29 protein-coding genes and 1 pseudogene are annotated in these 25,391 nt (G+C 70.2%); 17 read left to right on the top strand and 13 right to left on the bottom strand.

Annotation, left to right across the window (positions count from 1 at the left end):
* The first annotated feature begins 61 nt into the window (after positions 1–61).
* Entirely contained in the window at positions 62–727 is a 666-nt protein-coding gene (locus tag ACXKR8_RS13945) for a TetR/AcrR family transcriptional regulator (protein WP_458273231.1), read from the top strand.
* Between the two features lie 11 nt (positions 728–738).
* On the opposite strand, the gene ACXKR8_RS13940 is transcribed toward ACXKR8_RS13945, so the two are convergent.
* The 3 genes from ACXKR8_RS13940 to ACXKR8_RS13930 all read right to left on the bottom strand — a co-directional run bounded on the left by ACXKR8_RS13940 (position 739) and on the right by ACXKR8_RS13930 (position 2,513).
* Positions 739–1,008, bottom strand: coding sequence for a type B 50S ribosomal protein L31 (locus ACXKR8_RS13940; protein WP_458273230.1), 270 nt, complete (start codon positions 1,006–1,008; stop codon positions 739–741).
* A 41-nt stretch (positions 1,009–1,049) separates the two neighbouring features.
* Entirely contained in the window at positions 1,050–1,214 is a 165-nt protein-coding gene (gene rpmG / locus ACXKR8_RS13935) for a 50S ribosomal protein L33 (protein ID WP_458273229.1), read from the bottom strand.
* Between the two features lie 126 nt (positions 1,215–1,340).
* Positions 1,341–2,513, bottom strand: coding sequence for a permease (locus ACXKR8_RS13930; protein WP_458273228.1), 1,173 nt, complete (start codon positions 2,511–2,513; stop codon positions 1,341–1,343).
* A gap of 696 nt (positions 2,514–3,209) precedes the next feature.
* Between ACXKR8_RS13930 and ACXKR8_RS13925 the strand changes: the two genes are divergently transcribed.
* The gene (locus ACXKR8_RS13925) at positions 3,210–3,773 is read left to right on the top strand and encodes a dihydrofolate reductase family protein (protein ID WP_458273227.1); all 564 of its coding nucleotides are present in this window, start codon (positions 3,210–3,212) and stop codon (positions 3,771–3,773) included.
* An 8-nt stretch (positions 3,774–3,781) separates the two neighbouring features.
* Here the strand turns inward: ACXKR8_RS13925 and ACXKR8_RS13920 are convergent, their stop codons facing one another.
* Positions 3,782–4,447, bottom strand: coding sequence for an alpha/beta fold hydrolase (locus tag ACXKR8_RS13920; protein ID WP_458273226.1), 666 nt, complete (start codon positions 4,445–4,447; stop codon positions 3,782–3,784).
* Between the two features lie 246 nt (positions 4,448–4,693).
* Here ACXKR8_RS13920 and ACXKR8_RS13915 point away from each other — a divergent pair, with 246 nt between their 5' ends.
* The gene (locus ACXKR8_RS13915) at positions 4,694–5,383 is read left to right on the top strand and encodes an AraC family transcriptional regulator (protein ID WP_458273225.1); all 690 of its coding nucleotides are present in this window, start codon (positions 4,694–4,696) and stop codon (positions 5,381–5,383) included.
* Between the two features lie 82 nt (positions 5,384–5,465).
* On the opposite strand, the gene ACXKR8_RS13910 is transcribed toward ACXKR8_RS13915, so the two are convergent.
* Positions 5,466–7,283: an adenylyl cyclase gene (locus tag ACXKR8_RS13910; protein WP_458273224.1), complete on the bottom strand. Its 1,818-nt coding sequence runs from the start codon at positions 7,281–7,283 to the stop codon at positions 5,466–5,468.
* 279 nt (positions 7,284–7,562) lie between these two features.
* Here ACXKR8_RS13910 and ACXKR8_RS13905 point away from each other — a divergent pair, with 279 nt between their 5' ends.
* The 4 genes from ACXKR8_RS13905 to ACXKR8_RS13890 are packed head-to-tail and all read left to right on the top strand — an operon-like array spanning position 7,563 to position 10,603.
* The gene (locus ACXKR8_RS13905; RefSeq protein WP_458273223.1) at positions 7,563–8,504 is read left to right on the top strand and encodes an ABC transporter ATP-binding protein; all 942 of its coding nucleotides are present in this window, start codon (positions 7,563–7,565) and stop codon (positions 8,502–8,504) included.
* Positions 8,501–9,337 (top strand): ABC transporter permease, encoded by an 837-nt coding sequence (locus tag ACXKR8_RS13900; protein ID WP_458273222.1) that lies wholly within the window; start codon positions 8,501–8,503, stop codon positions 9,335–9,337. Before ACXKR8_RS13905 ends, ACXKR8_RS13900 begins: the two co-directional genes overlap by 4 nt.
* 49 nt (positions 9,338–9,386) lie before the next feature.
* The gene (locus tag ACXKR8_RS13895) at positions 9,387–10,292 is read left to right on the top strand and encodes an SPFH domain-containing protein (RefSeq protein WP_458273221.1); all 906 of its coding nucleotides are present in this window, start codon (positions 9,387–9,389) and stop codon (positions 10,290–10,292) included.
* Positions 10,238–10,603, top strand: a complete 366-nt coding sequence (locus tag ACXKR8_RS13890; protein ID WP_458274978.1) for a type II toxin-antitoxin system antitoxin — start codon at positions 10,238–10,240, stop codon at positions 10,601–10,603. The genes ACXKR8_RS13895 and ACXKR8_RS13890 overlap by 55 nt, the downstream gene beginning before the upstream one ends.
* Before the next feature lie 135 nt (positions 10,604–10,738).
* On the opposite strand, the gene ACXKR8_RS13885 is transcribed toward ACXKR8_RS13890, so the two are convergent.
* The 3 genes from ACXKR8_RS13885 to ACXKR8_RS13875 form a co-directional block, all read right to left on the bottom strand.
* Entirely contained in the window at positions 10,739–11,446 is a 708-nt protein-coding gene (locus ACXKR8_RS13885) for a GNAT family N-acetyltransferase (RefSeq protein ID WP_458273220.1), read from the bottom strand.
* 174 nt (positions 11,447–11,620) lie between these two features.
* Positions 11,621–12,958 (bottom strand): lipase family protein, encoded by a 1,338-nt coding sequence (locus ACXKR8_RS13880; RefSeq protein WP_458273219.1) that lies wholly within the window; start codon positions 12,956–12,958, stop codon positions 11,621–11,623.
* Positions 12,959–13,063: 105 nt separating this feature from the next.
* Positions 13,064–14,542 carry an MFS transporter gene (locus ACXKR8_RS13875; protein WP_458273218.1) on the bottom strand — a complete coding sequence of 493 codons (1,479 nt, stop codon included), beginning with the start codon at positions 14,540–14,542 and terminating at the stop codon, positions 13,064–13,066.
* 103 nt (positions 14,543–14,645) lie between these two features.
* Here ACXKR8_RS13875 and ACXKR8_RS13870 point away from each other — a divergent pair, with 103 nt between their 5' ends.
* The gene (locus ACXKR8_RS13870) at positions 14,646–15,230 is read left to right on the top strand and encodes a TetR/AcrR family transcriptional regulator (RefSeq protein ID WP_458273217.1); all 585 of its coding nucleotides are present in this window, start codon (positions 14,646–14,648) and stop codon (positions 15,228–15,230) included.
* Positions 15,231–15,243: 13 nt separating this feature from the next.
* Here ACXKR8_RS13870 and ACXKR8_RS13865 read toward each other — a convergent pair whose 3' ends face one another.
* Both ACXKR8_RS13865 and ACXKR8_RS13860 read right to left on the bottom strand, forming a co-directional pair.
* The gene (locus ACXKR8_RS13865) at positions 15,244–16,923 is read right to left on the bottom strand and encodes an MFS transporter (RefSeq protein WP_458273216.1); all 1,680 of its coding nucleotides are present in this window, start codon (positions 16,921–16,923) and stop codon (positions 15,244–15,246) included.
* Between the two features lie 114 nt (positions 16,924–17,037).
* Positions 17,038–18,060: an NAD(P)/FAD-dependent oxidoreductase gene (locus ACXKR8_RS13860; RefSeq protein WP_458273215.1), complete on the bottom strand. Its 1,023-nt coding sequence runs from the start codon at positions 18,058–18,060 to the stop codon at positions 17,038–17,040.
* 92 nt (positions 18,061–18,152) lie between these two features.
* Here ACXKR8_RS13860 and ACXKR8_RS13855 point away from each other — a divergent pair, with 92 nt between their 5' ends.
* From ACXKR8_RS13855 to ACXKR8_RS13840, 4 genes and pseudogenes are all read left to right on the top strand, one after another.
* The gene (locus tag ACXKR8_RS13855) at positions 18,153–18,722 is read left to right on the top strand and encodes a helix-turn-helix domain-containing protein (RefSeq protein WP_458273214.1); all 570 of its coding nucleotides are present in this window, start codon (positions 18,153–18,155) and stop codon (positions 18,720–18,722) included.
* A gap of 166 nt (positions 18,723–18,888) precedes the next feature.
* A pseudogene (locus ACXKR8_RS13850) lies at positions 18,889–19,802 on the top strand (class I SAM-dependent methyltransferase).
* Between the two features lie 54 nt (positions 19,803–19,856).
* Positions 19,857–20,714: a hypothetical protein gene (locus ACXKR8_RS13845; RefSeq protein ID WP_458273212.1), complete on the top strand. Its 858-nt coding sequence runs from the start codon at positions 19,857–19,859 to the stop codon at positions 20,712–20,714.
* A 43-nt stretch (positions 20,715–20,757) separates the two neighbouring features.
* A complete protein-coding gene (locus ACXKR8_RS13840) occupies positions 20,758–21,444 on the top strand; it encodes a M24 family metallopeptidase (RefSeq protein ID WP_458273211.1) in 687 nt (228 codons plus the stop codon).
* Positions 21,445–21,529: 85 nt separating this feature from the next.
* On the opposite strand, the gene ACXKR8_RS13835 is transcribed toward ACXKR8_RS13840, so the two are convergent.
* A complete protein-coding gene (locus tag ACXKR8_RS13835) occupies positions 21,530–22,306 on the bottom strand; it encodes an SDR family oxidoreductase (protein ID WP_458273210.1) in 777 nt (258 codons plus the stop codon).
* Between the two features lie 67 nt (positions 22,307–22,373).
* Between ACXKR8_RS13835 and ACXKR8_RS13830 the strand changes: the two genes are divergently transcribed.
* The 4 genes from ACXKR8_RS13830 (at position 22,374) to ACXKR8_RS13815 (ending at position 23,590) form a co-directional block, all read left to right on the top strand.
* Complete coding sequence (locus tag ACXKR8_RS13830; protein WP_458273209.1) at positions 22,374–22,748, top strand: ArsR/SmtB family transcription factor; 375 nt, start codon at positions 22,374–22,376, stop codon at positions 22,746–22,748.
* Entirely contained in the window at positions 22,652–22,924 is a 273-nt protein-coding gene (locus ACXKR8_RS13825; RefSeq protein WP_462100679.1) for an SRPBCC family protein, read from the top strand. Before ACXKR8_RS13830 ends, ACXKR8_RS13825 begins: the two co-directional genes overlap by 97 nt.
* Positions 22,806–23,174 carry an SRPBCC family protein gene (locus ACXKR8_RS13820; RefSeq protein WP_462100493.1) on the top strand — a complete coding sequence of 123 codons (369 nt, stop codon included), beginning with the start codon at positions 22,806–22,808 and terminating at the stop codon, positions 23,172–23,174. The genes ACXKR8_RS13825 and ACXKR8_RS13820 overlap by 119 nt, the downstream gene beginning before the upstream one ends.
* Positions 23,175–23,275: 101 nt before the next feature.
* Positions 23,276–23,590, top strand: a complete 315-nt coding sequence (locus ACXKR8_RS13815; protein WP_458273207.1) for a glutaredoxin domain-containing protein — start codon at positions 23,276–23,278, stop codon at positions 23,588–23,590.
* Positions 23,591–23,671: 81 nt separating this feature from the next.
* On the opposite strand, the gene ACXKR8_RS13810 is transcribed toward ACXKR8_RS13815, so the two are convergent.
* A complete protein-coding gene (locus ACXKR8_RS13810; RefSeq protein WP_458273206.1) occupies positions 23,672–24,052 on the bottom strand; it encodes a hypothetical protein in 381 nt (126 codons plus the stop codon).
* Between the two features lie 373 nt (positions 24,053–24,425).
* Between ACXKR8_RS13810 and ACXKR8_RS13805 the strand changes: the two genes are divergently transcribed.
* Positions 24,426–24,758, top strand: coding sequence for a hypothetical protein (locus ACXKR8_RS13805; protein ID WP_458273205.1), 333 nt, complete (start codon positions 24,426–24,428; stop codon positions 24,756–24,758).
* Between the two features lie 58 nt (positions 24,759–24,816).
* Here the strand turns inward: ACXKR8_RS13805 and ACXKR8_RS13800 are convergent, their stop codons facing one another.
* The gene (locus ACXKR8_RS13800) at positions 24,817–25,302 is read right to left on the bottom strand and encodes a winged helix-turn-helix transcriptional regulator (protein WP_458273204.1); all 486 of its coding nucleotides are present in this window, start codon (positions 25,300–25,302) and stop codon (positions 24,817–24,819) included.
* Between the last annotated feature and the right edge of the window lie 89 nt (positions 25,303–25,391).

The raw sequence follows: 25,391 nt of genomic DNA, 5'->3' as shown, positions 1-25,391 counted from the left end.
AAATTGAACAACGACGGATGACGATCGACGGCGATGGATGCCAGTACCTGTGGAGGACCCGATGAGCTCGCCGACAACGCCGTCAACACCGACAGCCAGGTCCTCGGGTCCCCGCCCGGGCGTCCGCGCGGCGAAGCGGGTGGCCATCACCGAGGGCGCGCGCACGGTGTTCGGGCGCGAGGGCTACGACCGCACCACCATCGAGGCGATCGCGGCCGAGGCGGGTGTCTCCACCAGGACGATCTACAACCACTTCGGCGGAAAGGAGCAGCTGTTCTCCGACGTGGTGCAGGCCAGCGCCAACCAGGTCGCGGACGCCTTCATCGAGACCGTGGAGAGGCAGCTGGCCGGCGCCGATCCCGAGGCCGACCTGGTCGCCCTGGGCCGGGCCTTCGTCGGGCAGCGCACCCAGTTCCCCGAGCACTTCGCGATGATCCGCCAGATCAAGTCGGAGGTGGCGCACTTCCCCGTGGCCGTCATCGACGCCTGGCAGCAGGCGGGACCGCTACGGGTGCAGCGTGAGGTCGCCCGGCGGCTGGAGCAGCTGGCCGAGGCCGGGCTGCTCCGCTTCGACGACCCGGCGCGGGCCACCGTCCACTTCATCGCCCTGGTCAGTTCCGAGATCACCATTCGCGCCTACGGGAGAGCACCGCTCTCCCCGGCGCAGATCGCCGACTCGATCACCCATGCCGTCACCACGTTCCTGCACGGCTACGGCGGTGCCTGACCGCCGGTGCGTCAGCTTGCCTGGCCGGCAAGCCTTGCGGTGCTTCCGTAGCGGCGGTTGAAGCGTTCCACACGGCCGGCGGTGTCGAGGACGCGGGCGCTACCGGTGTAGAAGGGGTGGCTGGCCGAGGAGGTCTCGACGTCGATGACGTCGTAGCTGCGGCCGTCCTCCCAGTCGATGGTGTGTGCACCGGTGGCGGTGGAGCGGGTGAGGAAGGCGAGGCCGCCGACCTTGTCGCGGAAGACGACGGGGCGGTACGCGGGGTGGATTCTGGTCTTCACGGCTACTCCTTGAGTTGAGCTGGTGGGGGAGACGGGGCGGGTCAGCGTTCCTCGCGGAACAGGACGTGCTCGCGCACGCGCGGGTCGTACTTGCGGAGGGTGAGCCGGTCGGGGTCGTTGCGGCGGTTCTTGCGGGTGACGTGGGTGTAGCCGGTGCCGGCGGTCGAGCGGAGTTTGACGATCGGGCGCAGTTCGTTGCGGGCCATGCGGTGTCCCTCCTGTGCGGGTGGTCTGGCGGACCACTTACAACGTCATGGTTTTCATTTCCATGTGTGTTGCTGTTCGGCTCAACAGCGCCGACCGCGTTCGCATTCCCGCTGCCCTGTCCGCCCTCAGTGCTCGTGCTCGTGGCTGTGCATAGGTGCGTGCTCGGCCTCCGGCGCGCCGCCCATCATCGCGAGCATCCCGCGTCCGCCGGTCCGCAGGAAGCGGACCAGCAGCGCGGCGGCCAGCAGCAGGAAGGCGATGTTGAGGAAGGTGGTGTAGTTCCAGCTCACGCCATCCATCGGGATCTTCGCGGTGGCCTGGTCGGGGATCAGGCCAAGACCCCCGAAGACGAACTCGACGACGTAGCCGGCGACGACCATGGCGGCGTAGAAGGTGGCGGCGAGGAAAGCGGTCATCCGCCACCCGTAGTACTTCCGGTAGATGCTCAGGATCGGCAGGATCAGCAGGTCGGCGAAGATGAACGCGACCACGCCGCCGAAGCTGATGCCGCCCTTCCACAGCACCACCGCCAGCGGCACATTGCCGATCGAGCAGACGAACGAGAACACGGCCACCAGCGGGCCGATGACCGGGCCCCACAGCTTGGACGCCAGGGGGTGGCCGTCGAAGAAGAAGGTGCGCCAGAAGGAGTCGGGCACCCAGGCGGCGATGGCTCCGGCGATCAGCAGGCCGATCACCAGGTCGCGCAGGATCGCGGCCCACTCCATCACGAACACGTGCGCCACCGAGGTGTAGCCCTCGCGGGAGAACAGCCGCTTGGTGAAGGAGCCCTCGGCCTGCACGGACATGTCCATCGCGGCATGGCCCTCCATCGAGCCGGCCGTGCCCCGGTCGGCCTGCTCGCGGGCCTCGCGCAGCAGTTTGTCGCGCAGGAAGATGCGGAACAGCACGGCCAGGACCACAATCATGATCGGGCCGCCGGTGAACTCGGCGGCGGTGAACTGCCAGCCCATCAACAGGGCCAGAATCACTCCGAGTTCGACCACCAGGTTGGTCGAGGCGATCTCAAAGGCCATCGCGGCGGTGAAGTTCGCGCCCTTGCGGAACAGCGAGCGGGCCAGCGCCACGGCCGCGTAGGAGCACGAGGAGGAGGCCGCCCCGAGCAGCGAGGCCATGGCCAGGGTGCGGGGCCGGTCGTCGCCGAGGAGCCGGATGATCGTGGATTTCCGCACCACCGCCTGCACGACCGCGGACAGGGCGAAGCCCAGGATCAGGGCCCAGGTGATCTCCCAGGTCATCGAGCCGGTGATGGACAGTGCGTGCCGGATCGCGTGCATGGTGGCCCCTGGTGGGTGTGGCGGCTTCGACGTGCCGGTCGGGAACAGGAACGACGATACCCCCTAGGGGTATTCCTATGATCGGACCAGCAGTGGATGCAGAAGCTGTCCGCCTATGGAGTCGCCATGCTTGGCGAGTCAACCTCTCGTACGATCCGCCTGACCGCAGGGACCTTTCTGTTCATTGCGACCGCGGTTCTGGCAATCATCCTCTAGAACGACCCATCTACCCAGCACTGGAAGGGCGCCGCGCATGAAGCCATCCGAATCGCAGCCGGAAACTGTATTCTCGGCGCCCAGAAAGGGCGCTCCCGCCGCTCAGGTCGGATTCGTCATCCTATGTCTTTCCACGTTGCTCCCGGCGGTTCAGAGCGGTGGTCTCGCGGACCGAATTCCCTATGGATGTGCGGCTGGATGCTTCCTGTTGGTGGCGTTCATGGTGGGAAGGCGGATCAGGGTCCTTGACAGTGGTGTCCTGGTTGTCCCGCAGGGAGTCAGAGGGAAAGCACAGATATTTCCCCCCGATGCCTCGGTCGAGATCTTGCGGAACGCCAAGGGGCGGCGAAGTCTCGCCGTCACGCCGAGTGACGAATCGAGTCGCACCCACGTCGTCCAGGTGGGGGATTCTCGGTTCGAGGCCTTGGTCAAGGAAGTGAGACATCGTACTGTCGAACCCGTTACCGAGGAGGGCTCCTGATGCGCAGCGTGACCTATTCGATGGGCGTCTCACTCGACGGCTACGTCGTGGGGCCGGACGGCGGCTTCGACTGGACGGCGCCCGACGAGGAGGTCTTTCGCTTCGTCACCGACGAGATTCGCGGGGTCGGCGTCCATCTGATGGGACGACGGCTGTACGAGACGATGCTCTACTGGGAGACCGCCGACGAGGATCCCTCGCTCGACGAACCCATGCTTGAGTGGGCCGCGCTCTGGAAGCCGCTCCCGAAGGTGGTGTTCTCCACCACGCTGTCGGCGGTGCAGGGCTGTGCCCGCCTGGCCTCCGGCGGCCTGGCGGCGGAGATCGAGCGGTTGCGGGCCGAGCCGGGGGAGGGCGAGATCGCGATCGGTGGCGCGGCTCTCGCCGCCGAGGCGGCCGAGTTGGGTCTGATCGACGAGTACCGGGCCAGGGTCTACCCGGTTCTGGTGGGCGGTGGCACTTCGTTCTTTCCCCAGCGCGAGCAGCGGGTGGATCTCGAACTCGTCGAGACCCGAACCTTCAGCTCGAAAGTCGTCTACCTCCACTACCGCGTGGCACGCTAGCCGGCTGGTCAGCCGAGCAGGAGTGCGGCGACTGCCTCCGGCGCCTCGTGCATGGCGTCGTGGCCGGTGGGGAGGTCGTGGACCTGCCACGCGGGATCGGCTTGGAGTCGGCTGCGGAGTTCGGCGAACGGTGTCCGGTCCTCCCATCCCGAGCAGTAGACGAACTCCCGACGGGGGACCTGGGCGAGCGCGCCGGTGAGCCGGACGGTCTGCAGGAACGAGGCGAGGGGATGGGGACGGCGGCGGGGATCGCCTCCCGCCGGCGGTCGGACGGAGTAGCCGGTGGCCGTAGCGCCGGCCGCGAACACCTTCCGGAAGTGCTCGTTGGTGGACGACCAGCAGGACTCGCCGTCGCGCGGCACGTAGGCGTCGAGATGCACCAGTCGTGAGATCCGGCCGCCGGCGCGGTCCGCTGCGGCGGCGATCACCATCCCGGCGTAGCTGTGGCCGACCAGCGTCGTGCCGGTGAGGTGGTGGCGATCGAGGTGCCGCACCACGTCGTCGGCGTGGGTGTCGAGGTTGGCGGTCGCGACCGTCGAATTGTCGTCGTCCGGCCGCAGACCGGTCAGGGTCAGCGCGTGCACGGTGTGACCGGCGCGCTCCAGCAGCGGGACCACCGCCTCGAACGACCAGGAGCCCTTCCAGGCGCCGGGCACAAGGACGAACGTCGCCATGCGTTGCTCCTTCTCTCGCAAGCTCTCTCAAGCTCTCTCAAGCTCTCTCAGGCCGCGGCATCGAGGCGGGCTGCCTCCATGACCGCTGGGCCTGAAGGAAGTCTCGCCGGATCGAGAGGTGGCTTGCTACCGCTAGAATGCCAACTGATGCCTGTTCACCGCCAAGCTCGCCCGAACGCCGGTGTGACGTCACATCTGTGGCCCTCCGGCGGGCGCCACCTGTGGCCGTCCGGCGAGACAAGTACGGTGCAGTCGCACGCCCGGGGCCACCTGGTGTACGCGGCCCGCGGTGTCCTGGCGGTTCACACCGAGCGCGGCACGTCGATCGTTCCCGCCAACCGGGTCGCCTGGACCCCCGCCGGGTTCACGCATCAGCACCGGGCCCACGGCGACACCGATATGCGGATCGTCTTCCTCGCGCCGTCCCTGGCCCGGCTCGTCCCGGACCATCCCGCCGTCTTCCTGGCCTCCGGCCTGGCCCGCGAGGTCCTGCTCGCCCTGACCGGCCCCCGCAACTACGACGACGCCGTGCCCGACTACAGCCGCTCCGCGCGCGCCCGCCTCCTTCGCGTCCTCGTCGAGGAACTCCGCGAAGCACCCGAACAGCCGCTGCACCTGCCCGAACCACGGGACGACCGGCTGCAGGCCGTCGCCCGGATGCTGCACCAGACGCCGGCGGACAATGCCACGCTGGCCGAACTCGGAAAGCGGATCGGAGCCAGCGCCCGCACCCTCAGCCGTCTCTTCCACCATGAACTCGGCATGACCTTCTACGAGTGGCGCACCCAACTACGGGTCCACCACGCGCTCGTGCTCCTCGCCGAGGGCCACGACACCACCCGAACCGCCGCCGCCTGCGGCTGGGCCAACCCCAGCAGCTTCATCGCGGCGTTCACCCACATCATCGGAACGACCCCGGGCCGCCACCGACAATGACGGCGGCGGTCCGGGGCCGCTCCGAGGGCCTGGCCCTGGCCCCGCTGGGCCGGTCCGGGCCCTCAGGACCTCTGACTAACACTCAGGTCGCGACGCCGTTCGAGTAGCCGGTCAGGTCGAAGGTGCCGAAGCCGTTCTGCACCGGGTCGCCGCTGTTGTTGATGCAGTGCAGGATGCCGCCGCCACCAGGGCCGTTGAGGCAGACGGTCATCAGGTCGGTGAAGACAACGCCGCGGGTGTCGGGGACCTCGTAGGCGCGGTCGGTGTAGACATTGGCGTTCAGGTCGAAGAAGCAGTAGCTGCCGAGCCCCCAGGCCTGGTGGTCGGTGACCGAGTCGGCGACCTTGTAGGCGGCGTAGCCGTTGGTGCTGCCGTGGCGCCAGGCGGTCTGGGTGGGGACGTCGTAGGGGTGCTCGTTCTGGAAGAAGTAGGTGCGGCCGTGGTTGCCCTTCCAGAGCACCTCGTACTTCTGGTAGTGCTCGACCGCGAGGCCGTAGGCGATGACCCGGTCGCCGTTGACCAGGAAGCCGGTGTCGGCCGGGTTGACGGACCAGCCGACGGTGCCGTCCAACCCGTGGTCGGCGCGCCAGAGCCAGAGGTTGTCGCAGATCACGTCATTGCTGTCGAGCTGGATGCTGACGGTGGCGCCACCGGCGACCGCGCCGCCGATCCGGGCGTAGACGTCGAACAGCACGGTGGGGTCCCCGGCGTGGGACCGGTGGCTGCGGCCGTGGCCGACCCGGAGCAGGACCGGCGAGTTGGCGGCGCCGGCCTCCAGCAGCACCCCGGCGACGGTGACGCCGCCGACGTCGGCCACCTCGATGAGCGAATTGCCGTGCGTGGCCTGGAGGGTGGCCAGGCCCAGGCCGAGCACGACGGTGCCGGGACGGTCCACCTTGATGGCGCCGGAGAGGGCGTAGACGCCGGGGGTGAACAGCAGGTGGCTGCCCCGCTCCAGGGCCTCGTTGATGGTCCTGGCGGAGTCGCCGGGCCGGGCGACATGGAACTGGGACAGCGGAATGCTGTGCCCGGCGGCCCGGCCGGAGGTCCAGCTCGGGCCGGCGCTGCCGTGGCGCAGGGCGGGAACGAAGACGTGGTACGAGCCGTCGTGGGCGATGGTGAGGAAGGGCTTCTCACGGACGGACGGAGTCCGGTCGACGGTGGTCCAGGCCGGGGTGGGGAAGCTCTGCGGGGGAGCGCCCTTGGTGCCGACGAAGACCATGTTCCAGTTGGTGCCGGTCCAGCTGCCGAAGCTGTCGTTCCTGGACAGCCACTGCTGCTGCGAACCGGAGTCCACCTGGCCGTCCACCACGCTGTCGGCCAGGTACCCGCCGCTGGACCAGCGGTTGCCGGGCGGGCTGGGCCACAGGGTCATGTTGCCCTTGATGTGGGCCCGCCGCATCCCACCGGCCTGGGCGACCGCCCACCGCTCCAGGCCGTCCGGCGGGACGATGGCCAGGTTCTCGGCGGCGCGCCAGAAGTTCTGGGTGCCGTTGCCCTGCAACCACTGGGCGTCGACCGTGACATGACCGTTGATCACGACATCGTCCGGGGAGGACCCGAGGCCGAGTACATGGGTGTAGAAGCCGACGTTGATGTCGACGTTGTAGCTGCCGGGCCGGAAGGCCAGCGCATAGCGCTCGGTGCCGAACTGGTTGGACTGCTGGGTGGTGAACACCGCGTCCACCTGGGCCTGGATCGAGGCGTCGCTCATCGAGGGGTCGAAGACCAGGACGTTGGGGCCGAGGCCGGTGCTGTGGCCGGGGTGGCCGTCGTTGCCGGAGGCAGGGGACGAGGCGAACGCCTCGCCGGTGGCGAGTGGGCCGCCGACCATGGGCAACGTGGCGGCGGCGACGGCGGCCGTACGCAGCACGGTGCGGCGGCTGGGTGTGCTCGGCATGGCGCTCCCTGTGGTGGGTGGGGGGAGGGTGGTGCGGCTGGTCCGAGAGCGTAAGAGAGCGCTCTCTGCCTGAGCAGTGAAGCACCGTGAATGTGCAGCGTCAATGGTCCGCCGGTAGGAGAGGTCGCCCGAAGGGGAAGCGGTCTGCCAAGAAATGTGATATCACTTTGATAGAGGTAAGAAGCAGTTGGGGCTTGCAGTCGAAGGCAGGGCCGAATGAGCAGAGCAGCCGAGGGCGGCGGGGTCGGTGGGCGGGCGTCCTCCGCAGGGGAGTCAGCGGTGGAAGTCAGCCACCTGCGCAAGAGTTTCGGCGGCCGCACCGCCGTGGAGGATGTGTCGTTCAGCGTCGCCCGCGGTGAGGTGTTCGGGTTCCTGGGCCCCAACGGGGCGGGCAAGACCACCACGGTGCGGATCCTGGGCACGCTGATCGCCCCGACGTCAGGGTCGGCGGTGGTGGCCGGCATTCCGCTGACCCGCGGCAATGAGGCGGAGATCCGCCGGCGCATCTCGATCATGCCGGAGGCTCCGGGCCTGTACCGCAAACTGACGGTGACCGAGAACCTGGAGTTCTTCGCGCGCCTGTACGGCCTGCCGAAGCGCGAGGCCCGGATGAAGGAGGCCCTGGACGCGGTCGACCTCGGCGACCGCGCGCAGGACCTCTGCGGGAGCCTGTCCAAGGGTCTGCGCCAGCGGGTCGCGCTGGCCCGCACGCTGCTCAACGATCCGGAGGTGATGTTCCTGGACGAGCCGACCTCCGGCCTCGACCCGGTGGCGGCGCACGAGGTGCACGGCCTGATCCGCGGGCTGCGGCAGCGCGGCGTCACCGTGTTCCTGACCACCCATCGGCTCGATGAGGCGGAGCGCCTGTGCGACCGGGTCGCCATCATGAACACCGGCCTGCGCACCATCGGCCGACCCGACGAACTGCGCCGCACCCACTTCAGCCGGTCGCTGGAGGCCACGATCGCAGCGCCGCTGGCCGACCCCGAGCGGGTCTTCACGGGCGTTGCAGCGGTGGAGAGTTGGCGATCCGATGAGCTGTCGGCGAGCGGTCCGGTCTGCTATGTGCTGACGGTGTCCGACCCGGCCGTGGCGGCGCCGGCGGTCACCCGGGCGCTGGTGACCGCCGGCGCCGACGTGCTGTCGATCAACGAATCGCGGCACTCACTGGAGGACGTCTACCTCGAACTGGTCGAGGGCCAGGAAGGAGGATCGCGATGAGCGCCAGCACCAACGCCGGCTCCGGCCTCGGCACCACCGCCGGCTCCGGCATCAGCACGGTGCGAATCGGCGCGGTGGTCCGTAAGGAGCTCACCGAGTTCCGGCGCAACCGCTTCATCCTGTCCACGATGGCGGTCTTCCCGGTCCTCTTCCTGATCACGCCGACCGTCACCATCCTGGCCGGCCAGGCAGCCGCGGACAGTCGGCAACTGGACGACCAGGTGGGGCTTTCGCTGATGTTCCTGATGCTGATCCCGGTGTTCCTCCCGTCCGCCATCGCGGCCAGCTCGGTGATCGGGGAGCGCGAACAGGGCACCCTGGAACCGGTGTTGACTACACCGATCCGACGCGAGGAATTCCTGATCGGCAAGGCGGTGGCGAACCTCATCCCCGCTGTCGGACTCTCCTACGTCGTCTTCGGCGTCTTCCTGGCGATCGTGGGCATCGGCGCGAATCCGGTGATCGCCACGGCCGTCTGGCACGCTCCGCAACTGCTCGCCGAGGTGTTCTACATCCCGCTGCTGTCCGGCTGGGCGATCTGGGTCGGCATCGCGATCTCCACCAAGGCCGGCGACACCCGCGTCGCCCAGCAGTTGAGCACGCTGGCGAGCCTGCCGCCGCTGGTGCTGATCGCGCTGATGTCGTTCCAGGTCATCAAACCGACCCTCGCGGTCGCCCTCCTGTTCGCGGCCTTGCTGCTGGCCATCGACGGCGCTGCCTACCTGGTCGTCGCCAAGCTCTTCGACCGCGAACGCCTGGTCACCGGCGCCAAACCGACCGGCACCAAACCGACCGGCGCCATCCCCACCAGGGACAAGACCCAACCCGTGTGACATCGGGCGCCGCAGGACAACGCGGCGCAGAGAAGAAGGAGGCAGTGAGATGGTTGCTGGAGAGCCCGGCGAGATCCGGGCCCGGATGCCGCAGTCGCCGGTGAGCGAGCACGCCGCGCGTGCCTGGTCCGGGTGGTTCGGGCTGGCCGCCGGGCTGGCCCTGGTCGTCGGCGGGGCCGTCCTGGCCGGGTCCTCGACGACCGATGGGGGATCGTTCGCGACAGCGTTGATCGCGGTCGGGGTCCTGGTGCTGATCGGCCTGACCGCCGTCGCCCCTGGGCAGGCCCGGGTGGTGTCCCTGTTCGGGCACTACAGCGGAACCATCCGCGACACCGGTCTGCGCTGGGTCAACCCGTTCACCCGGCGGCGCCAGGTCTCGACCCGGATCCGCAACCACGAGACCGCGGTGCTCAAGGTCAACGACGCCGACGGCAATCCGATCGAGATGGCCGCCGTCGTGGTCTGGCAGGTCGACGACACCGCTCAAGCCGTCTACGCGGTCGATGACTTCGTCCAGTTCGTCGGCATCCAGACCGAGACCGCGGTTCGGCACATCGCCGGCAACTACCCCTATGACGCCCACCACGACGAAGAACTGTCACTGCGTCAGAACGCCGAGGAGATTACCTCCCAACTGTCCGCCGAGATCACCGCTCGGGTCAGCTCTGCCGGCGTCCATGTGATCGAATCACGCATCACCCGGCTCTCCTACGCGGCCGAGATCGCCCAGGCGATGCTGCGCCGCCAGCAGGCCGACGCCGTGGTCGCCGCCCGTACCCGGCTGGTCGAGGGCGCGGTGGGCATGGTGCGGATGGCCTTGGACAACCTCGCCGAACAAGGCATCGTCGACCTCGACGAGGAGCGCAAGGCCGCCATGGTCAGCAACCTGCTCGTCGTACTCTGCAGCGACCACGCCACCCAGCCCGTGGTGAACACCGGCACCCTCTACCAGTAAGCGCCACAGTGACCGAACGCAAGAATATTCTGCTCCGCCTGGACCCGGCGGTGCACGACGCACTGGCCCGCTGGGCCGGAAGCGAACTGCGCAGTACCACCGCCCAGATCGAGTACCTGCTGCGCCAGTCCCTCGCCCAGGCCGGACGCCTGCCGGGAAACGTGGGCACCCTGCCCCGACGCGGCCGCCCACCCAAGGACCCGGCCCAGCCGGACCCCTCCGGCCAGTCGCCCACCGACCAGGCGCCCCCAGACAAACCCCCGGCCGACGCCGCCGACAACGCCCAGGGATCCCAGGAGGCCGCCCCCTGACATGTGCTCCCGGCTCGGCTGGATTTGTCAGTGCCCTGTGCTTTGATTCGGCCACGATCTGACGAAGGGGAGGACCTGGCGCGTACGACACCGCCGCGCCCGCCCGCGGCGAGCAGCTGTCCCGGCCCGGCGGCCTCAGCGCCGCAGTTCCGCGAGCGGGCGGCGCTGGACTCCCTGCTCGTCGAAGTTCTCCGGTGCGAGCCAGGCCTGGAAGGCCCGCTCGATCGCGGGCCATTCGGTGTCGGTGACGGAGTACCAGGCGGTGTCGCGGTTGCGGCCCTTGTACACGAGCGCCTGCCGGAAGATTCCCTCGAAGGTGAAGCCGAGGCGCTCGGCCGTGGTGCGCGAGGGCGCATTGAGGCTGTCGCACTTCCACTCGTAGCGCCGGTAGCCGAGGTCGTCGAAGGCGTACCTCATGGCCAGGAACTGCGCCTCGGTCGAGATCGGACGCCGTTTCATGGCCGGCGAGAACATCACATTGCCGACCTCGACCACCCCGTGGGCCGGGTCCTGCCGCATCAGCGAGAGGGTGCCCACGGCCCTGTCGTCGGCGAGGTCGATCACCGCGTAGTGCCGCGGGTCGCTGCCGGCGGCCGCCTCCTCGACGTAGCGGCGGTAGTCCTGCGCCTGCTCGAACGGCCCGATGAACATATACGTCCAGTCCCGTTGGTCCGAGCCGGCGCTGTAGGCCGCGTGGAGCTCGGCGGCGTGCCGGTCCGCGTTCAGCGGCTCCAACCGGCAGTGGTCGCCTTTCAGGGTGACCTCGGCGGGCAACCGGCGGGGGGACCAGTCGGGCACCGGCTCACCGATGGGCTGGTCGTACTCGTTGAGGCGCACGGACATTGCTTCTCCAGGGTTCGGCGTGTGCGGTCAGCCTACGAAGCAGGCCCGTGCCGCCGGACGCGGGCTCTGAGAAGCAATGTCCGCCATCACGGCACCACTCGCACGTCGGGCGCCGTCAGTCAGCCCTCAGCCAGCCCTCAGCCAGCCGTCGATCAGCCGTCGGTCAGCCGTCGGTCAGGGCAGCGGCCGCTCGGGGGCGAGCGAGTTGCCGGCCGCGATCCGGCCGCAGTCGGTGGGGGCCTTCTTGCCCGCGAACCGGTCATTGAGCCACGCTGCTGCCACCGGCGCCCAGGCGACGGCGGTCTCGGTGTGGCTGAGCAGGTCGTACTGGTCGTACTTGATGGAGCCGTCGCCGGTGGCGCAGTACTGGTTGGCCAGGGCCCGCACGTCGCCGACGACCATGACGCCGTCGCCGGTGCCGATGCCGGCCGGGTGGCCGAAGGTCCCCTCCTGGACGCCCCCGTCGCCCTGGGCGATGTATCCGGGAATCGTCGGGGTGGGGGCCGAGCCCAGGTTGATCCGGTTCACCGCGCTGACGAAGGCCGGTGCCGAGTCCGGGTCGGCGAACTGCGGCAGGGCCATCTTCTGCCAGGTCAGCCCAGGGAAGTGGCCGAGGGCGTCGACGATCGAGGCGCTCTGCAACTGGCCGAAGACCTGCTTGCCGTAGCTGCTCATGTACTGCGTGAGGTCGATGCCGTACGAGCGGGCCACCCCGATCAGCGCCATCGGTATGACACCGGACCAGAGCAGGGCCCCGTTGACGTACTTCAGGTTGTGGGCCGGGTCGACCAGCAGGCCGCCCTCGGCGAAGCCCACCAGGTTCTTGTTGACGTCCGGTGCGTAGCTGGGGGCGAGCGCCGCCGCCCAGTCGGTGGCGATGGCGCCGCCGGAGTAGCCCATGAGGCCGAACCGGGTGCCGCTGTTCATGCCGGTGGCGGCAAGGTGGGTGGCGGCCCTGATCGAGTCGAGGGTGTTGGTGGCGTACTCCGGTCCGGCCGCGAAGTCCGCGGACTGGCCTTCGGTGTCCGGGATGACCAGGTTGTAGCCCTGCAGCAGGACCGTGGACAGGGCCGCGGACTCGACGTTGGCGATGGCCCCGCCCAGGCTCACATTGCCGGCGATGGCTCGGGAGGGGCCGTCCTGCGGATTGAGCGAGTCGTAGAAGGACTGGTAGGACACGGCCTTGGTGCTGTCCCCGGTGAGACTGCGCACCACGGTGGTCACGTTGGCGGCCGGGCGGCCCTGGGCGTCGGTGGTTCGGTACAGGATCTGGATCGCGGTGAGCGGGGTGGCGATGCCCACGATGTGGTACGGCAGTGTCCGCACGTCGAGCACGGCGCCCGGTGCGAAGGATGACAGGGGCGCGCTGCCGGAGTAGGCGTAGAACGAGTCGGCGGCTGCGGCGCTCGGGGCTGCGGCGTCGGCCGCGGTGGCGGCGGTGAGCGAGGCGGCGGCGAGCCCCAGGGCGGCGACGGCGGCGACTGATAGCTGGCGAACGGACTTTCCGGACATGGCTCCCCTGACAAAAGTGAGGTAGGTCACGGATCTGACTCGCCAGTAAGTTACCTATGGGTAAACGGGCTGTACATAGCCGTGACAGAACTTTCTCCTGCCCCCTCACTCGGCTGGTCGGGGCGGCGCTGCCGCGAGGTGCCGGCTGCGGAGGATCCCCCAGCCGACGAGGGCCGCTGCCACACCGGTGAGCGTGAGGCCGGAGACGGTGACCGCCTCCTGGAACTGCGCGGTCTGGTGGGTGCTCCAGTGCGAACTGGCGATGGTGCCGGTGAACAGCGCCGCGAGGATGGTGCCGGTGGCGGCGATGCCGACGCCGGAGGCGACCTCGGTCGCGGTGTCGACCAGGGCCGCGCCGATCGTGGTCCGTTCCTTCGGCAGGCCGCGGAGCACATTGGTCCCGGCGACGACGCCGACCACGCGCATTCCCGCGGAGACGAGCACGAGTGCGACCGCGACCCACGCGTATCCGAACCTGCCCAGCACGGCGTAGACGGCGAGCCCGAACACGACCGCTGCGGCACTGAGCCAGGCGGCCCGTTCAAGACCGACCCACTTCACGAACGGACCGAGCAACGCGCCGCCCGCGATGAGGACGACTACCTGCGGCAGCATCCCGACGGCGGCGAGTGCGGGCGACCAGCCCCACTCGAGTTGCAGTTGCAGCGTCACCAGGTAGCCGAGGCCGGCGGTCGCCAGCCCGGACGCGGCCTTGAACGCCAGGCCGCTGGAGACCAGCGGGTGCGCGACGAGCTTGAGGTCGAGCAGCGGGTGGCGCGCCGAACGCTCGCGCAGGACGAAGGTGATCGCCGCCACCACGGCCGCCGCCGTGATCGCCCACGGGACCCACGATCCGGCGCCCGCGTTGACGAACAGCGTCGGCGCGACCAGCGCCAGCACGATCGCCGCCGTGCCCAGCACCGCACCCGCCGCATCCACCGGATCGCGGTGCAGGTCGGCCGCGACGTCCTCGGCGATGCCGAACCGCACACCGATGATCGCGAGCACCGCGACCGGCGCGTTGACCAGCAGCAGGACCTGCCAGGGCGCCACCGAGAGCACCAGGCCGCCCGCGGTCGGGCCGACCGCGAGCCCGACCAGGCCCACGGTCGTGATGACGGTCATCGCCCGGACCCGCAGGCCGTCCTCGTCGAACAGCCGGAAGGCCAGCGCCATGGACCCCGGAGTCGTCATCGCGGCCGCGACCCCCATCGCCATCCGGACGGCGATCAGCTGCTCCGGGGTGGTGACGAAGGCGGTGGCCAGGCTCGCCACGCCGAGCAGCACCAGACCGATGATCATGATCCGGCGCCGGCCGAACCGGTCGGCGATCGCGCCGAACGCCAGCATCAACCCGCCGAACACCACCGCGTACGCGCCGGTCACCCATTGCAGTGCGGTGGTGGAAGCACGCAGGTCGCGCCCGATCGTGGGCAGCGCGACGTTCAGGATCGAGTTGTCCAGCATTTCGAAGAGAAACACCGCGGACAGGCCGGCCAGGGCCACCCATGCCTCCCGCAATGATCGGGGGGAGTGCGGAGACCGGTCGGTGGCTTCGATGGCTATCGTCTGTTCGGAGGACATAGCACTAAGTTAACTGACTAAGTTTAGTTACACAAGGAAGTGAGGTCGGATGCCCAGGACCGGAGAGCGCGGCGGGCCGCAGACGCGTGCGAGGATCTTGGAGGTGGCGACCCAGCTGTTCAAGGACCGCGGGTACGACACGGTCACGGTCGCCGAGGTCGCGCGGGAGGCCGGGGTCTCGAGCGTGACGGTCTTCAAGCACTTTCCACGCAAGGAGGACCTCTTCCTGGACCGCGCGGACGACGCCGTCGAATTCCTGCGCTCGGCGGTGCGCGACCGCTCTCCTGGCGTCGAGGTGCTGGCCTCCCTGCGCGACACCAGCCTCCGTCTGCTCGACGCCCGGCACCCGCTCTCCGGGGTCAACGACCGGTCCCTCCCCTTCTTCCGGACCGTCGCGGCCTCACCCGCGCTGCTCGCTCGCGCGCGAGAGATCGCCTTCGACCTTCAGCTGGTCCTCGCCGAGGAGCTCGAACGCGACCCGGCCTTCGAGGGCGACGGGACGTTGCTCGCCGCCTTCTTCATCGCCGGTTACAGCACCGTGCTGGTGGAGACCGCGCGTCGGCGCACCGCCGACGAGCCGCCGAACGTCGTGAGCGAGCCGTCGAGCGCCCTGGTGGACGACCACCGCGCGCGGCTGGAGCGGCTGTTTGACGCCCTCCGCGGCGGAGTCGTCCCCCGACGGACCTGAGGGCCGGGAGGCGTCAGCCGCGTCTGCTTTCTTCGCTCGCGGGGACGGAGGCGGGCACGGCGGCGGGCACGGGCTTGGGCGCGGGCTCGGAGGCGGGCGTGGGTGCGGCTGCGGGCTCGGAGGCGGGCGCCGGTGTGTGGGTGGGGCGCTGGGGGCCTCGGGCCAGGATGTAGACGAACAGGACTGCCATCACCGCAACCCCCGCCCACATCGCGTGCTGCCAGCCGTCGACGAACGACTGCCGGGCGGCTCGGATCAGTGCCTGCGCCTGTGCCTGCCCCTGCGGTCCCGCCTGGTCGGCGACGGCAAGGGCGTTGGCGAGGCCTTCGCGGGCGGCGTCGGCGGTGCCCTTGGGAACGGCGTCGAGCCGGGAGTCGACGGCGCTGCGGTAGCCGGCGGACAGCAGCGCTCCGAGCAGGGCGACGCCGAGCGCGGTGCCGAACTCCCTGGTGACGTCATTGAGCGCGGACGCGACGCCCTGGCGCTCGCGCGGCAGGGCACCGGTGATGGCCTCGGTGGAGGGCGTCATGGTCAGGCCCATGCCGATGCCCATGGCGAGCATGCCGGGGAGCACCGAGAGGTAGCCGCCGCCGACGGAGACGAAGCCGGCCATGAGGGCCAGGCCCGCACCGCCCAGCAGGATTCCGGCGGCCATGGTCGCGCGGGCTCCGACGCGTTCGGCCACCCGCGGGGCGAGTCCGGAGGCCGCCATCATCAGCAGCGCCATCGGCATCAGCGCCAGGGTGGACCGGAGGCCGGACCAGCCGAGCACGGCCTGGAAGTAGGGGAAGAGGACGACGAAGATGCCCGCCTGGACCCCGAACACCGCGAGCAGCGCAAGGGAGCCGGAGGCCAGCCCGCGCTCGCGGAAGAGGCGGACGTCCAGCAGCGGTGCGTGTCGGCGCAGCTCCCAGGCCACAAAGGTGACGGCGGCGACCGCGCCGATGAGGAGGCTCAGCAGGGTGACGGGCGCGGTCCAGCCGCGCCCGGGGCCTTCCTGGAGCACGAGGATCAGCCCGACCACGGCGATGACCGAGGTCAGCGCGCCGACGGAGTCGAAGCTGTGCTCCGACTCGTCGCGCGAGTTGGGGACGGACCGCAGTGCCGCGACGATGGCCACCACCACGAGAGCGACCGGCAGGACGAAGAGCCACCGCCAACTCGCCAGGTCCACCAGGGCGGCCGACAGGAACATGCCCAGCACGCCGCCGCCACCGGCGACGCCGGTCCATACGCCGATCGCTCGGCCGCGCTCCGCTTCGGGGAAGGTCGAAGTGATCACGGCGAGGGTGACCGGCATGATCATCGCCGCGCCGACGCCGCTGAGCAGCCGTGCGGCCAGCATGACCTCGGCCGAGGTCGCCAGGCCGGCAACCACGTTGGCCAGGCCGAAGACGGTCAGGCCGGTGAGCAGCACCGGCTTGCGGCCCCAGCGGTCGCCGATCGCGCCGAGCGGCAGCAGAAGCGCGGCCAGGCTGATGGTGTAGATGTTGATGATCCACAGGACGGTGCTCTGTGAGGCGTCGAACGCGATGGCCAGGTCCGGCTGGGCGACATTGAGCCCGGACACCGAGGCGATCACGGCCATGAGGGCAATGCAGACGGCGATCAGGATCGCGCGACGCTGACGCGGGTCGCCAACGCTCGCATCGGCGGCGTCGGCGCTCACCTGTGGAGGCGGGTTCGTACGCATGGGGGGTGGACCTTTCGGTTGGCCGTGGAGGCGTGGAAGGGCAGCGCCGGTCCGCCGGGGGCGGTTGTTCCCGGCGCTTGCGCGCTGCGGATATGGCGTTGGTGCCGTGTCCGGTTACCCCCGCGCGGCGACCAGCGCCGCCTCGGTGTCGGCGTTGGCCAGGTCGGCATTCATATGGGCGCCGGCCAGGGCCCCGGCCGCGGCGGAGGCGCCGACCTGGGCCATCGGGTCGGTGGCGTTGCCCGCGATCCACACGCCCGGGATGTCGGTGGTGCCGGCCAGGCCGGTGGCGAAGTGGCGGCCCATGCCGCCGGGCAGGTCCCGCAGCGGAAGGTGCAGGCCGTCCAGCCCCTCGGTACGGGCCTGCAGGGTGGTCGCGACCGCGAGGACGCGACGGGCCACGATCCGTCCGTCGTCCAGGCGAACGCCCGCGATGCCGCCCTGCTCGGTGGATTCGACCCCGGCGACCGGGGCGTCCACGACCCGGATGCCGCGGGCGGCGAAACGCTCCCGGGTGTCCTGGTCCAGGTCGGTGCCGCGGGTGAAGTAGACCAGGTCGTCGCTCAACTGCCCGAAGAGCAGCGCGTGGTGGATCGAGGCCGGTCCCGTGGCCAGGACGCCGATGGTGGTGTCTCGTACCTCCCAGCCGTGGCAGTACGGGCAGTGCACCACGCTGTGCCCCCAGTGCTGTGCCAGTCCGTCAATGTCGGGCAGGACGTCCCGTAGCCCGGTGGCGACCAGGAGGCGACGGGCCCGCAGGGTGCGGCCGTCAGCCAGGGTGACGGTGAACCGCGGGTCGCCCCCGGCGGCGGGGTGTGCCTCGGCGGACGGGTCGGTCGCAGCGGCGGCGATGACTTCGCCCGGCACCACCGTGCCGCCATAGCGGCGCACCTCGGCGCGGCCGGTGCGCAGCAGTTCGGCCGGCGGGGTGCCGTCGAGGCCGAGCAGGCCGTGCACGCCCTCGGCGGGTGCGTTGCGGGGAGTGCCGCTGTCGATCACCACGACCGAGCGGCGGGAGCGGGCCAGCATCAGCGCGCCGTTCAGCCCGGCGGCGCCGCCTCCGATCACCACGGCGTCGACGGTCTCATCGGCGGTGGGCAGGGTGTCGGTCGTCTCCTCGGACGTGGTCACAGGCATGGGCGTACCTTTCCTCGCGGTGAACAGGCCCGGAGCCGGGCCCTCGCGATCACACTAAGCACGCCTTGCGTGCAGGGCATACCATGTTGCCTATGACGCAAGACAATGATGAGCTGGACAGCCTGGTGCGCAAACGGGTCCGCGCCTTGCGCGTGGCTCAGGGCTGGTCCCTCGATGAACTGGCCACCCGCGCCAAGCTCAGCCCGTCCACGCTCAGCCGTATCGAGAACGGTCAGCGACGGCTCGCGCTGGATCAACTCGTCACGCTGGCAAGGGCCCTGGACACCTCGCTGGACCAGCTGGTGGAGACCGCCACCGACGATGTCATCTCCAGTCCGACCATCGACGCGGCCCACGGGCTGATGCGGTGGCCCATCCGCGCGGAACCGGGCATGACCGTCGTACGTCAGCGGATGACCAACCCGCCGCCCGACAACCCCTCGCGGATGCGGGCCCACCCCGGGCGCGAATGGCTCGTCGTCCTCTCCGGCACCGCCGTCCTGCTGCTGGGCAACCGGCGCTTTCGGGTGGAGACCAACCAGGCCGCCGAGTTCCCGACGATGCTCCCGCACGCCATCGGCGCCGAGGGCGGGCCGTGCGAGACCCTCGGCATCTTCGACCATGACGCCCGCCGCAGCCACCAGCGCAGCGAGGGCGCCTGACCCGAGCCGCCACCGCCCCGCCCCCGGAGCCCCGGAGCCCCCTGGAGCGTCGTATCAAGCCGCAGGTCATGGCGTTCTTGCGCAGCAGGCAGGCCAGGCGGCCATCGTCTTGCGCTTTCGGGAAGCCATCGCGCCACGCGCCCATGGTTTGTCTAGCGTGGTCGGCATGACGCACACCTCCCCACCCGCAGCGCACGACCACACGGCGCACGACCAACCAGCGCACGACCACGCGGCGCACCAGCACTCGACCCACCAGCACACAGCGGGCCACGACACCGACGGCCAGGCGGAGATCCTCGACCTGGACGCCGAGGTGCTCGCCGAGCACATCGCCGCCATCACCGCGTGGCTGCCCGTCGGAGCCGACCCCCGTCACCTCGTGGATCTGGGCTGCGGGACCGGGGCCGGCACCTTCGCCCTGCTCAAGCGCTTCCCCCGGGCCGAGGTGACCGCCGTCGACACCTCAACTCCCCACCTGCAGCGACTGCTGGCGAAGGCCACGGCGGAAGGCCTGGCAGACAGGGTGCATACGGTCCAGGCCGACCTCGACGCGACCTGGCCCGACCTCGGTACACCTGACCTGGTCTGGGCGTCAGCCTCCCTGCACCACATGGCCGATCCCGACCGCACCCTGCGCCAGGTCCACGACGCGCTCGCGCCGGGCGGGCTGTTCGCCGTCGTCGAACTGGCCGGCTTCCCCAGGTTCCTGCCCGAGGACGCCCCGAAGGCCGTCCCGGTCTCGAGGAACGCTGTCACGCCGCGCTCGACCAGCACCACGCCGAACACCTGCCGCACCGCGGCGCCGACTGGGGATCCAAGCTCACCGCCAACGGCTTCACTGTCGAGGCCGAACGCACCATCAGCGTGAACATCGGCCCGCCCCACACCGACGCGGTCGGCCGCTACGCCCTCAACAGCCTGCGCCGCCTGCGCGGCAGCGCCGCCCCGGCACTGACCGCCGAGGACCTCACCGCCCTCGACCGACTGCTCGACACCGACAGCCCGCACAGCATCCTCCGCCGCGACGACCTGACGGTCCGCACCGAACGCACGGTATGGGCCGCCCGGCGCAGCTGAAGGCGGTCTGGACCCGGCCGTGGTGGCGGAGGGGCGGTCTGGCAGGGTGGGTCGGTGACGCTGTTGATATTGAAACTCGTGCTGGCCCCGCTGCTCGTCGTGGGATCGTCGCTGGCGGGGCGCCGGTGGGGGCCTGCCGTGGCCGGGACGCTGGTGGCGCTGCCGATCGTGGCGGGGCCCATTCTGTTCATCACCTATCTGGAACACGGACGGCGCTTCGCGGCGCATGCCGCGTCCGCTTCGCTCCTCGGGCTGGTCTCGCTGGCGTTGTTCGCCGTCGTCTTCGCCCGGCAGGCGCGTACCTGGTCCTGGCCGGCCACCTTGATGACCGGGTGGCTGGTCTGCCTGGTCGCGGATCTCGCCCTGTCGGCCGTCAACCTCCCCGCCCTGGCCGGTCTCGGCCTCTCGATGGCGGCGACCGCACTCGCGATGGCGATGGCGATGACGACGACGCCGATGGCGACGGCGCGGCAGGCCGCCGCACCGGTTCCGCCGTCGACGCCGGGTCCGCGGTGGTGGGACCTCCCCGCCCGCGCTGCGATGACGGCGGCGCTCGTGCTCGCGCTCACCACCGCTGCCGCGCACCTGGGCCCCGGCCTGACCGGTGTGCTGGCGCCGTTTCCGATCGGTACCAGCGTGGTGGCCACCTTCGCCCTGGCCCAGGGCGGCCCGTCGGCGGCGGGGGCGACATTGGCCGGCGTGCTACGTGGCCTGTGGGGCTTCGCCGCGTTCTGCTTCCTGGTCGCCGTTCTCACCGAGCCGGCCGGCGGCGCCGTGGCCTTCGCCACCGCCGTGGCCGGCGCCCTGCTGGTGCAGTTGCTGGTCCGACGGGTCCACCGGGTCCGTATCGCAGCTGCTGGGAGGGCGGCTACGGACCCGATGCCCGTGGCTGACCCGGTGCGCGTCGGCTGATTCCGCTTGGCCGGGGCACCCGCTTTCGCCTAGCGTCTGGGGCATGCATGAGGAAGCCGTTCGCGCGGAGCGACTGTTGGATGCCCAGGCCAAGGCGGTTGAGCTGTTCGCCGAGGTGGAGCAGCGTGAGCTGATCGCGGTCGGCCAGGGTGAGCGGGCGGTCAGCGACCGCATCCGTGACCTGGCGAATGAGATGTTCGGGACCACGCACTACTGGCACAAGCGGATCGTGCGGTCCGGGCCGAACACCCTGCTGCCGTACCGCGAGAACCCGCCGGACCGGGTCATCGGCGCGGACGACGTCGTCTTCGCCGACTTCGGGCCGATCTTCGAGGAGTTCGAGGCGGACTTCGGGCGGACCTTCGTGCTCGGTGACGACCCGGTCAAGCTTCGCCTGCGTGATGACCTGGCGACGGTCTTCGCCGCGGCACGCCGCTTCTTCGAGGCCGACCCGGACATCACCGGCAGCCGGCTCTACGCCGAGGTCGAGCGGCTGGCGGGGGAAGCGGGCTGGCAGTTGGGCGGTTGGCACGCCGGCCACCTGGTGGGGGAGTTCCCGCCCGAGGACAACGACTGGGAGGACGTCGACTCCCACATCGTGCCCGCCAACGACAAGCCACTGCGGCGCACCGACAAGTCGGGGCAGCTCCTGTACTGGATCCTGGAGATCCATCTCATCGACCGCGAGCGGGACTTCGGCGGCTTCTACGAGGAACTGCTGAACCTCTGACGCGTCATGGGGTACGGGGCCCCCGAGGGCGCGACGAACGGGTGCCGGTCGGTGCCGCTCGCCGCGATCACCCCGGGAAGCGGCTTCAATCGAGGGCGACCGGCCCCGCAGCGGTGAGTTGGTAGCCGCCCTGGGCGCGATCCGGGTCCAGGGCGAGGGCCGCGATGGTCCGGCCGATCTGCTCCGGCGTGGAAGTGGGGCCGAGTCGCTGGATGAAGTCGGCCTCCTTCACGCCGGACCGGGCCGCGTAGCCGGCGACTCCGGCGTCGCCGACGCCCGAACCGGGGGTCATCGGCGGCAGCACGGACAGGAACCTGATCCCGAGGCCGCCGCGCTGGGACTCCTCGGCCGCGTAGGAGGCGAGGAATCGGACGGTGGCCTTGGCCCCGGCGTAGCCGCCGCTGACCGGCGACCCGCGCAGAGCAGCCCCACTGGAGAGCGCGAGGACCGTGCTGCCCGGCGAAAGGGGCATGGTCAGTGCCAGCCGGGTCCAGTGGAAGACGTGCTGGACGTCGGTCTGCCAGTGCAGGCTGAAGGACTCCCAGGTGTGCTCGTGGACGGGCCGCGCGAGCGGCACGGCCCCGGCGTTGAGCACCAGGACGCGCGGGGCGTACTGGGCCAGCAGCCGTTCGGCCACGGCCGGATCGGTGGCGTCGGCGCCGACGGGGACGAAGGAGTCGCCGAGTTCGCCGTGGACCTTCTCCAGGTCGGTGCGGTCGCGGGCGACTCCGACGACCCGGAGGCCGGCTCGGCACAGGGCTCCGGCGGTGGCGCGCCCGAAGCCGCGTCCGGCGCCGGTGACGATCGCGGTCGAGGCGGGTTCGGACCCGCGGGTGGGTTCGGCGGTTTCGGTGGGACGCATGGGTTCCCCTCCTTCAAGTCATTCAACCTGTTGGTTGAATGTACTCGCCACGCTAACATTCAGCAATATGGTTGAACGTGTCTCCGTACCCCTGGACCTGACGTACATGGCGCTGGCCGATCCCACCCGCCGGGCGATCCTGCAGCGCCTGCGCACGGCTGAGGCCCGGGTCACCGAGATCGCCGAACCGCTGCCGATGTCCCTGGCCGCCGTCTCCAAGCACATCATCGTGCTGGAACGCGCAGGCCTGGTCCGGCGCGAGATCCGCGGCCGGGACCACTACCTGAGCGCCGACCCGCAGCCGCTGACCGAGGCCGAGCAGTGGATCAGCAACTACACCGGCTTCTGGGAACGGCGCGCCGACGCCCTGGCCGACCACCTGGCCGACCACCTGGCCGACCACCTGGAACAGCACGTCCAAGAAGGGGGGCCCACGCCGTGAGCGACTCCGTGGTCAGAGTGACCCGCACCCTGAAGGCCAGCCCCGAGCAGGTCTTCGATGCCTGGACCGACGCCGACCGGCTCCAGCAGTGGCTCTGCCCCGACCCCCGGCTTCGTCGCCGAAGCCACCTGCGATCCCGTGGTCGGCGGACACTACCGGATCGTCAAGATCCTTGACAGCGGCGCCGACGAGGTCACCGGCGAATACCTGGTCGTCGACCCTCCGCACCGCCTCGTCTTCACCTGGGCCGCTGACACCACCAACAACCGCACCACCCAGGTCACCGTCATCCTGCGCCCGGACGGGGACGCCACCGAGATGACCATCCTCCACGAACACCTCCCCACCCGGCCCATCCACGACGGCGCCCGGCTCGCCTGGGCCAGCATCTGCGACCGGCTGACCACCCTGCTCGCCCCCATCTGAGCAGGAGGCCGCGGACTCCCCGCAACTCCCCGCGCGGGCTGGGTTTCGACTCGACTAGGCTCGAGCCGGGATCCCATCCACCATCCACCCAGGGGGAGTTCGTGACCGAGAACAGCGACGGCGTGGTGCTGTACTGGCGTCCGGGATGCACCTTCTGCATGATGCTGCGCCTGCGGCTGCTGTTCACCCGGCTGCCCTACACCAAGCGGAACATCTGGCGGGATCCGGACGCGGCGGCCTTCGTGCGCTCGGTCGCCGACGGCAACGAGACGGTGCCCACTGTCACCGTGGCCGGGAGGACCACCTTGGTGAACCCCTCGAGGCGCCAACTCCTCGACGCGGTCGCCGAGCACGCCCCCCACCTACGGCCAGGCGCCGCCCGGATCGGCCCCGCCGACAAGGAACAGCGAACCTGACGGTGCTGCCCGGCGAAGTGTCGCTGGTGCCTCGCCGGGCAGCGGGATCCGGGAAGGGTGTGTTCCCGGGACGTGACCGGCTCAGCCGGTGGTCCTGCGTGACGTGGTGTCGCCCACGTGGTCGACGACGGTGCGCTCGAGTACCGCGGTCACCAGGATCACGCTGCCGGCCTTGCCGATCACCGTGTCGTCCTGGGTGACTTGGCGGAATCCGAGGAAGGCGTACGTGGACTTGTCGAAGATCCACTCTTCGCGGTCCCTGGCCCCGCCGTCGATGCTGATCGCGACACCGTGCCGCCCGGCGGCGTCCACTGCGTCGGGGACCACCCCCGTTCCCGGGATCAGGGCGGCGACCCGGTAGAGGAACGCCGTGGTCTGCGGGTCCACGGACTCGGCGAGCATGCCGCCGAGGTAGCCGAAGACCAGTTGCGGGTTCAGGGAGGAGGGGCGCTTGCCCCCCATCGGTGTTCTCGTCGTTGTCCATCTGCCGGCTCACCTGGGCCCCGATCGTCCGCAGCGCCTCGGCCGGGTCGCGGGGAAGGGCGGCCAGGTCCTCCAAGGGGCCCTGTATTTCGCCGGGCGCTCCGACCATCCCCTGCCCGGGAGCGGGGAAGTCGAGGCGCTCAGGGGTCCCGGCGCCGTACGACTGGGCGGCGGCCTGGCTGTGCGAGACCACGTCGGCGGCGTTCTGCAGCAGCAGTGACGCCTTGGAGGGGGCCGGCTCCGCGGTGCCGGTGTGCACCCAGCGCCGCCTTCGACGCCGGGACACGGGGACGGAGCCTGCGGCGTCGATGCCTGCGGCGGCGGCCTCGGGGCCGGTCGCCGGGTTCGCGTGGTGGATCTCGCTCATGAGGTGCTCGGCGGCCAGTCGCTGGGCATCCTCCATCCGGCCCACCAGCTCGTCGGCGAAGTCCGGCACGGTGTCGCGGAGCGGGACGCGACCGAGGGCCGCCTGGTGGCGGCGGGCGGCCCGCTGGGTGTTGCGCAGCACATGGGTGGCGATGCCCAGCAGCCAGGGCAGCAGGCCTGGCCGGTGCACCGCACGCGCATGATCATCGAATATCCGCCCGAAGGCCTCCGGATCACCGGAGCGCAGCCTGGCGCGCAAGGAAAGTTCCACGCCAGATCCTGTCCGCCGGGGCCACCGAGTTCCACCGGATTCCCGTGACCTGCGCCATACCCCGTCGACGGCGCCCGCTTTCTCCGGTCTTTTCGGATCGCCGTCCTCAGACCGTGGGCTCGTCGCCCTTGTCCTCCTCGGGGTAGGCGTCGGTGCGCACGGTCTCGATGTCCGCCCACGGCACCTCGTATCCGTGGTCGTCGACGAAGGCGACATGGACCGGGCGGTTGGTGCGCATGGCGCGCCTTTGGATGGTGGGGCCGGCCGGCCACGGCAGGTGGCGGTCCCCCCACTGCTGCAGCGCCCCGAGCACCACCTCCAACTCGCGTCCGGCGTCCGTGAGGTGGTACTCGTACCGCACTCTGCTGCCGGGTTCCTGGTAGGGCTCGCGATACATGACGCCGTATTCGACAAGCGTCGACAGCCGCCGACTCAGCACGTCGGGGGCCAGTCCCAGCGCGGACCTGAATTCCGCGAAGCGCGTCGTGCCGGTGAGCGCTTCGCGCAGGACGAGCAGGGTCCAGTTTTCGCCGAGGACGCCCAGACTCCTCGATACCGAACAGCTGGAGTCATGCATCCACGAAAGTCCCATGAATTCAGCATACCTAACTCTTATGAGCCAATCCAGGCCCTCCTGTCTGGGTCGTGCCCACCTTGCTTCCCGCTGCCGAATTTCCGGCC

The organism is Streptacidiphilus sp. PAMC 29251, from assembly GCF_054208735.2.
The sequence above is the reverse complement of the archived record's forward strand: the minus strand, read 5'-3'. Positions and strand labels throughout refer to the sequence as shown.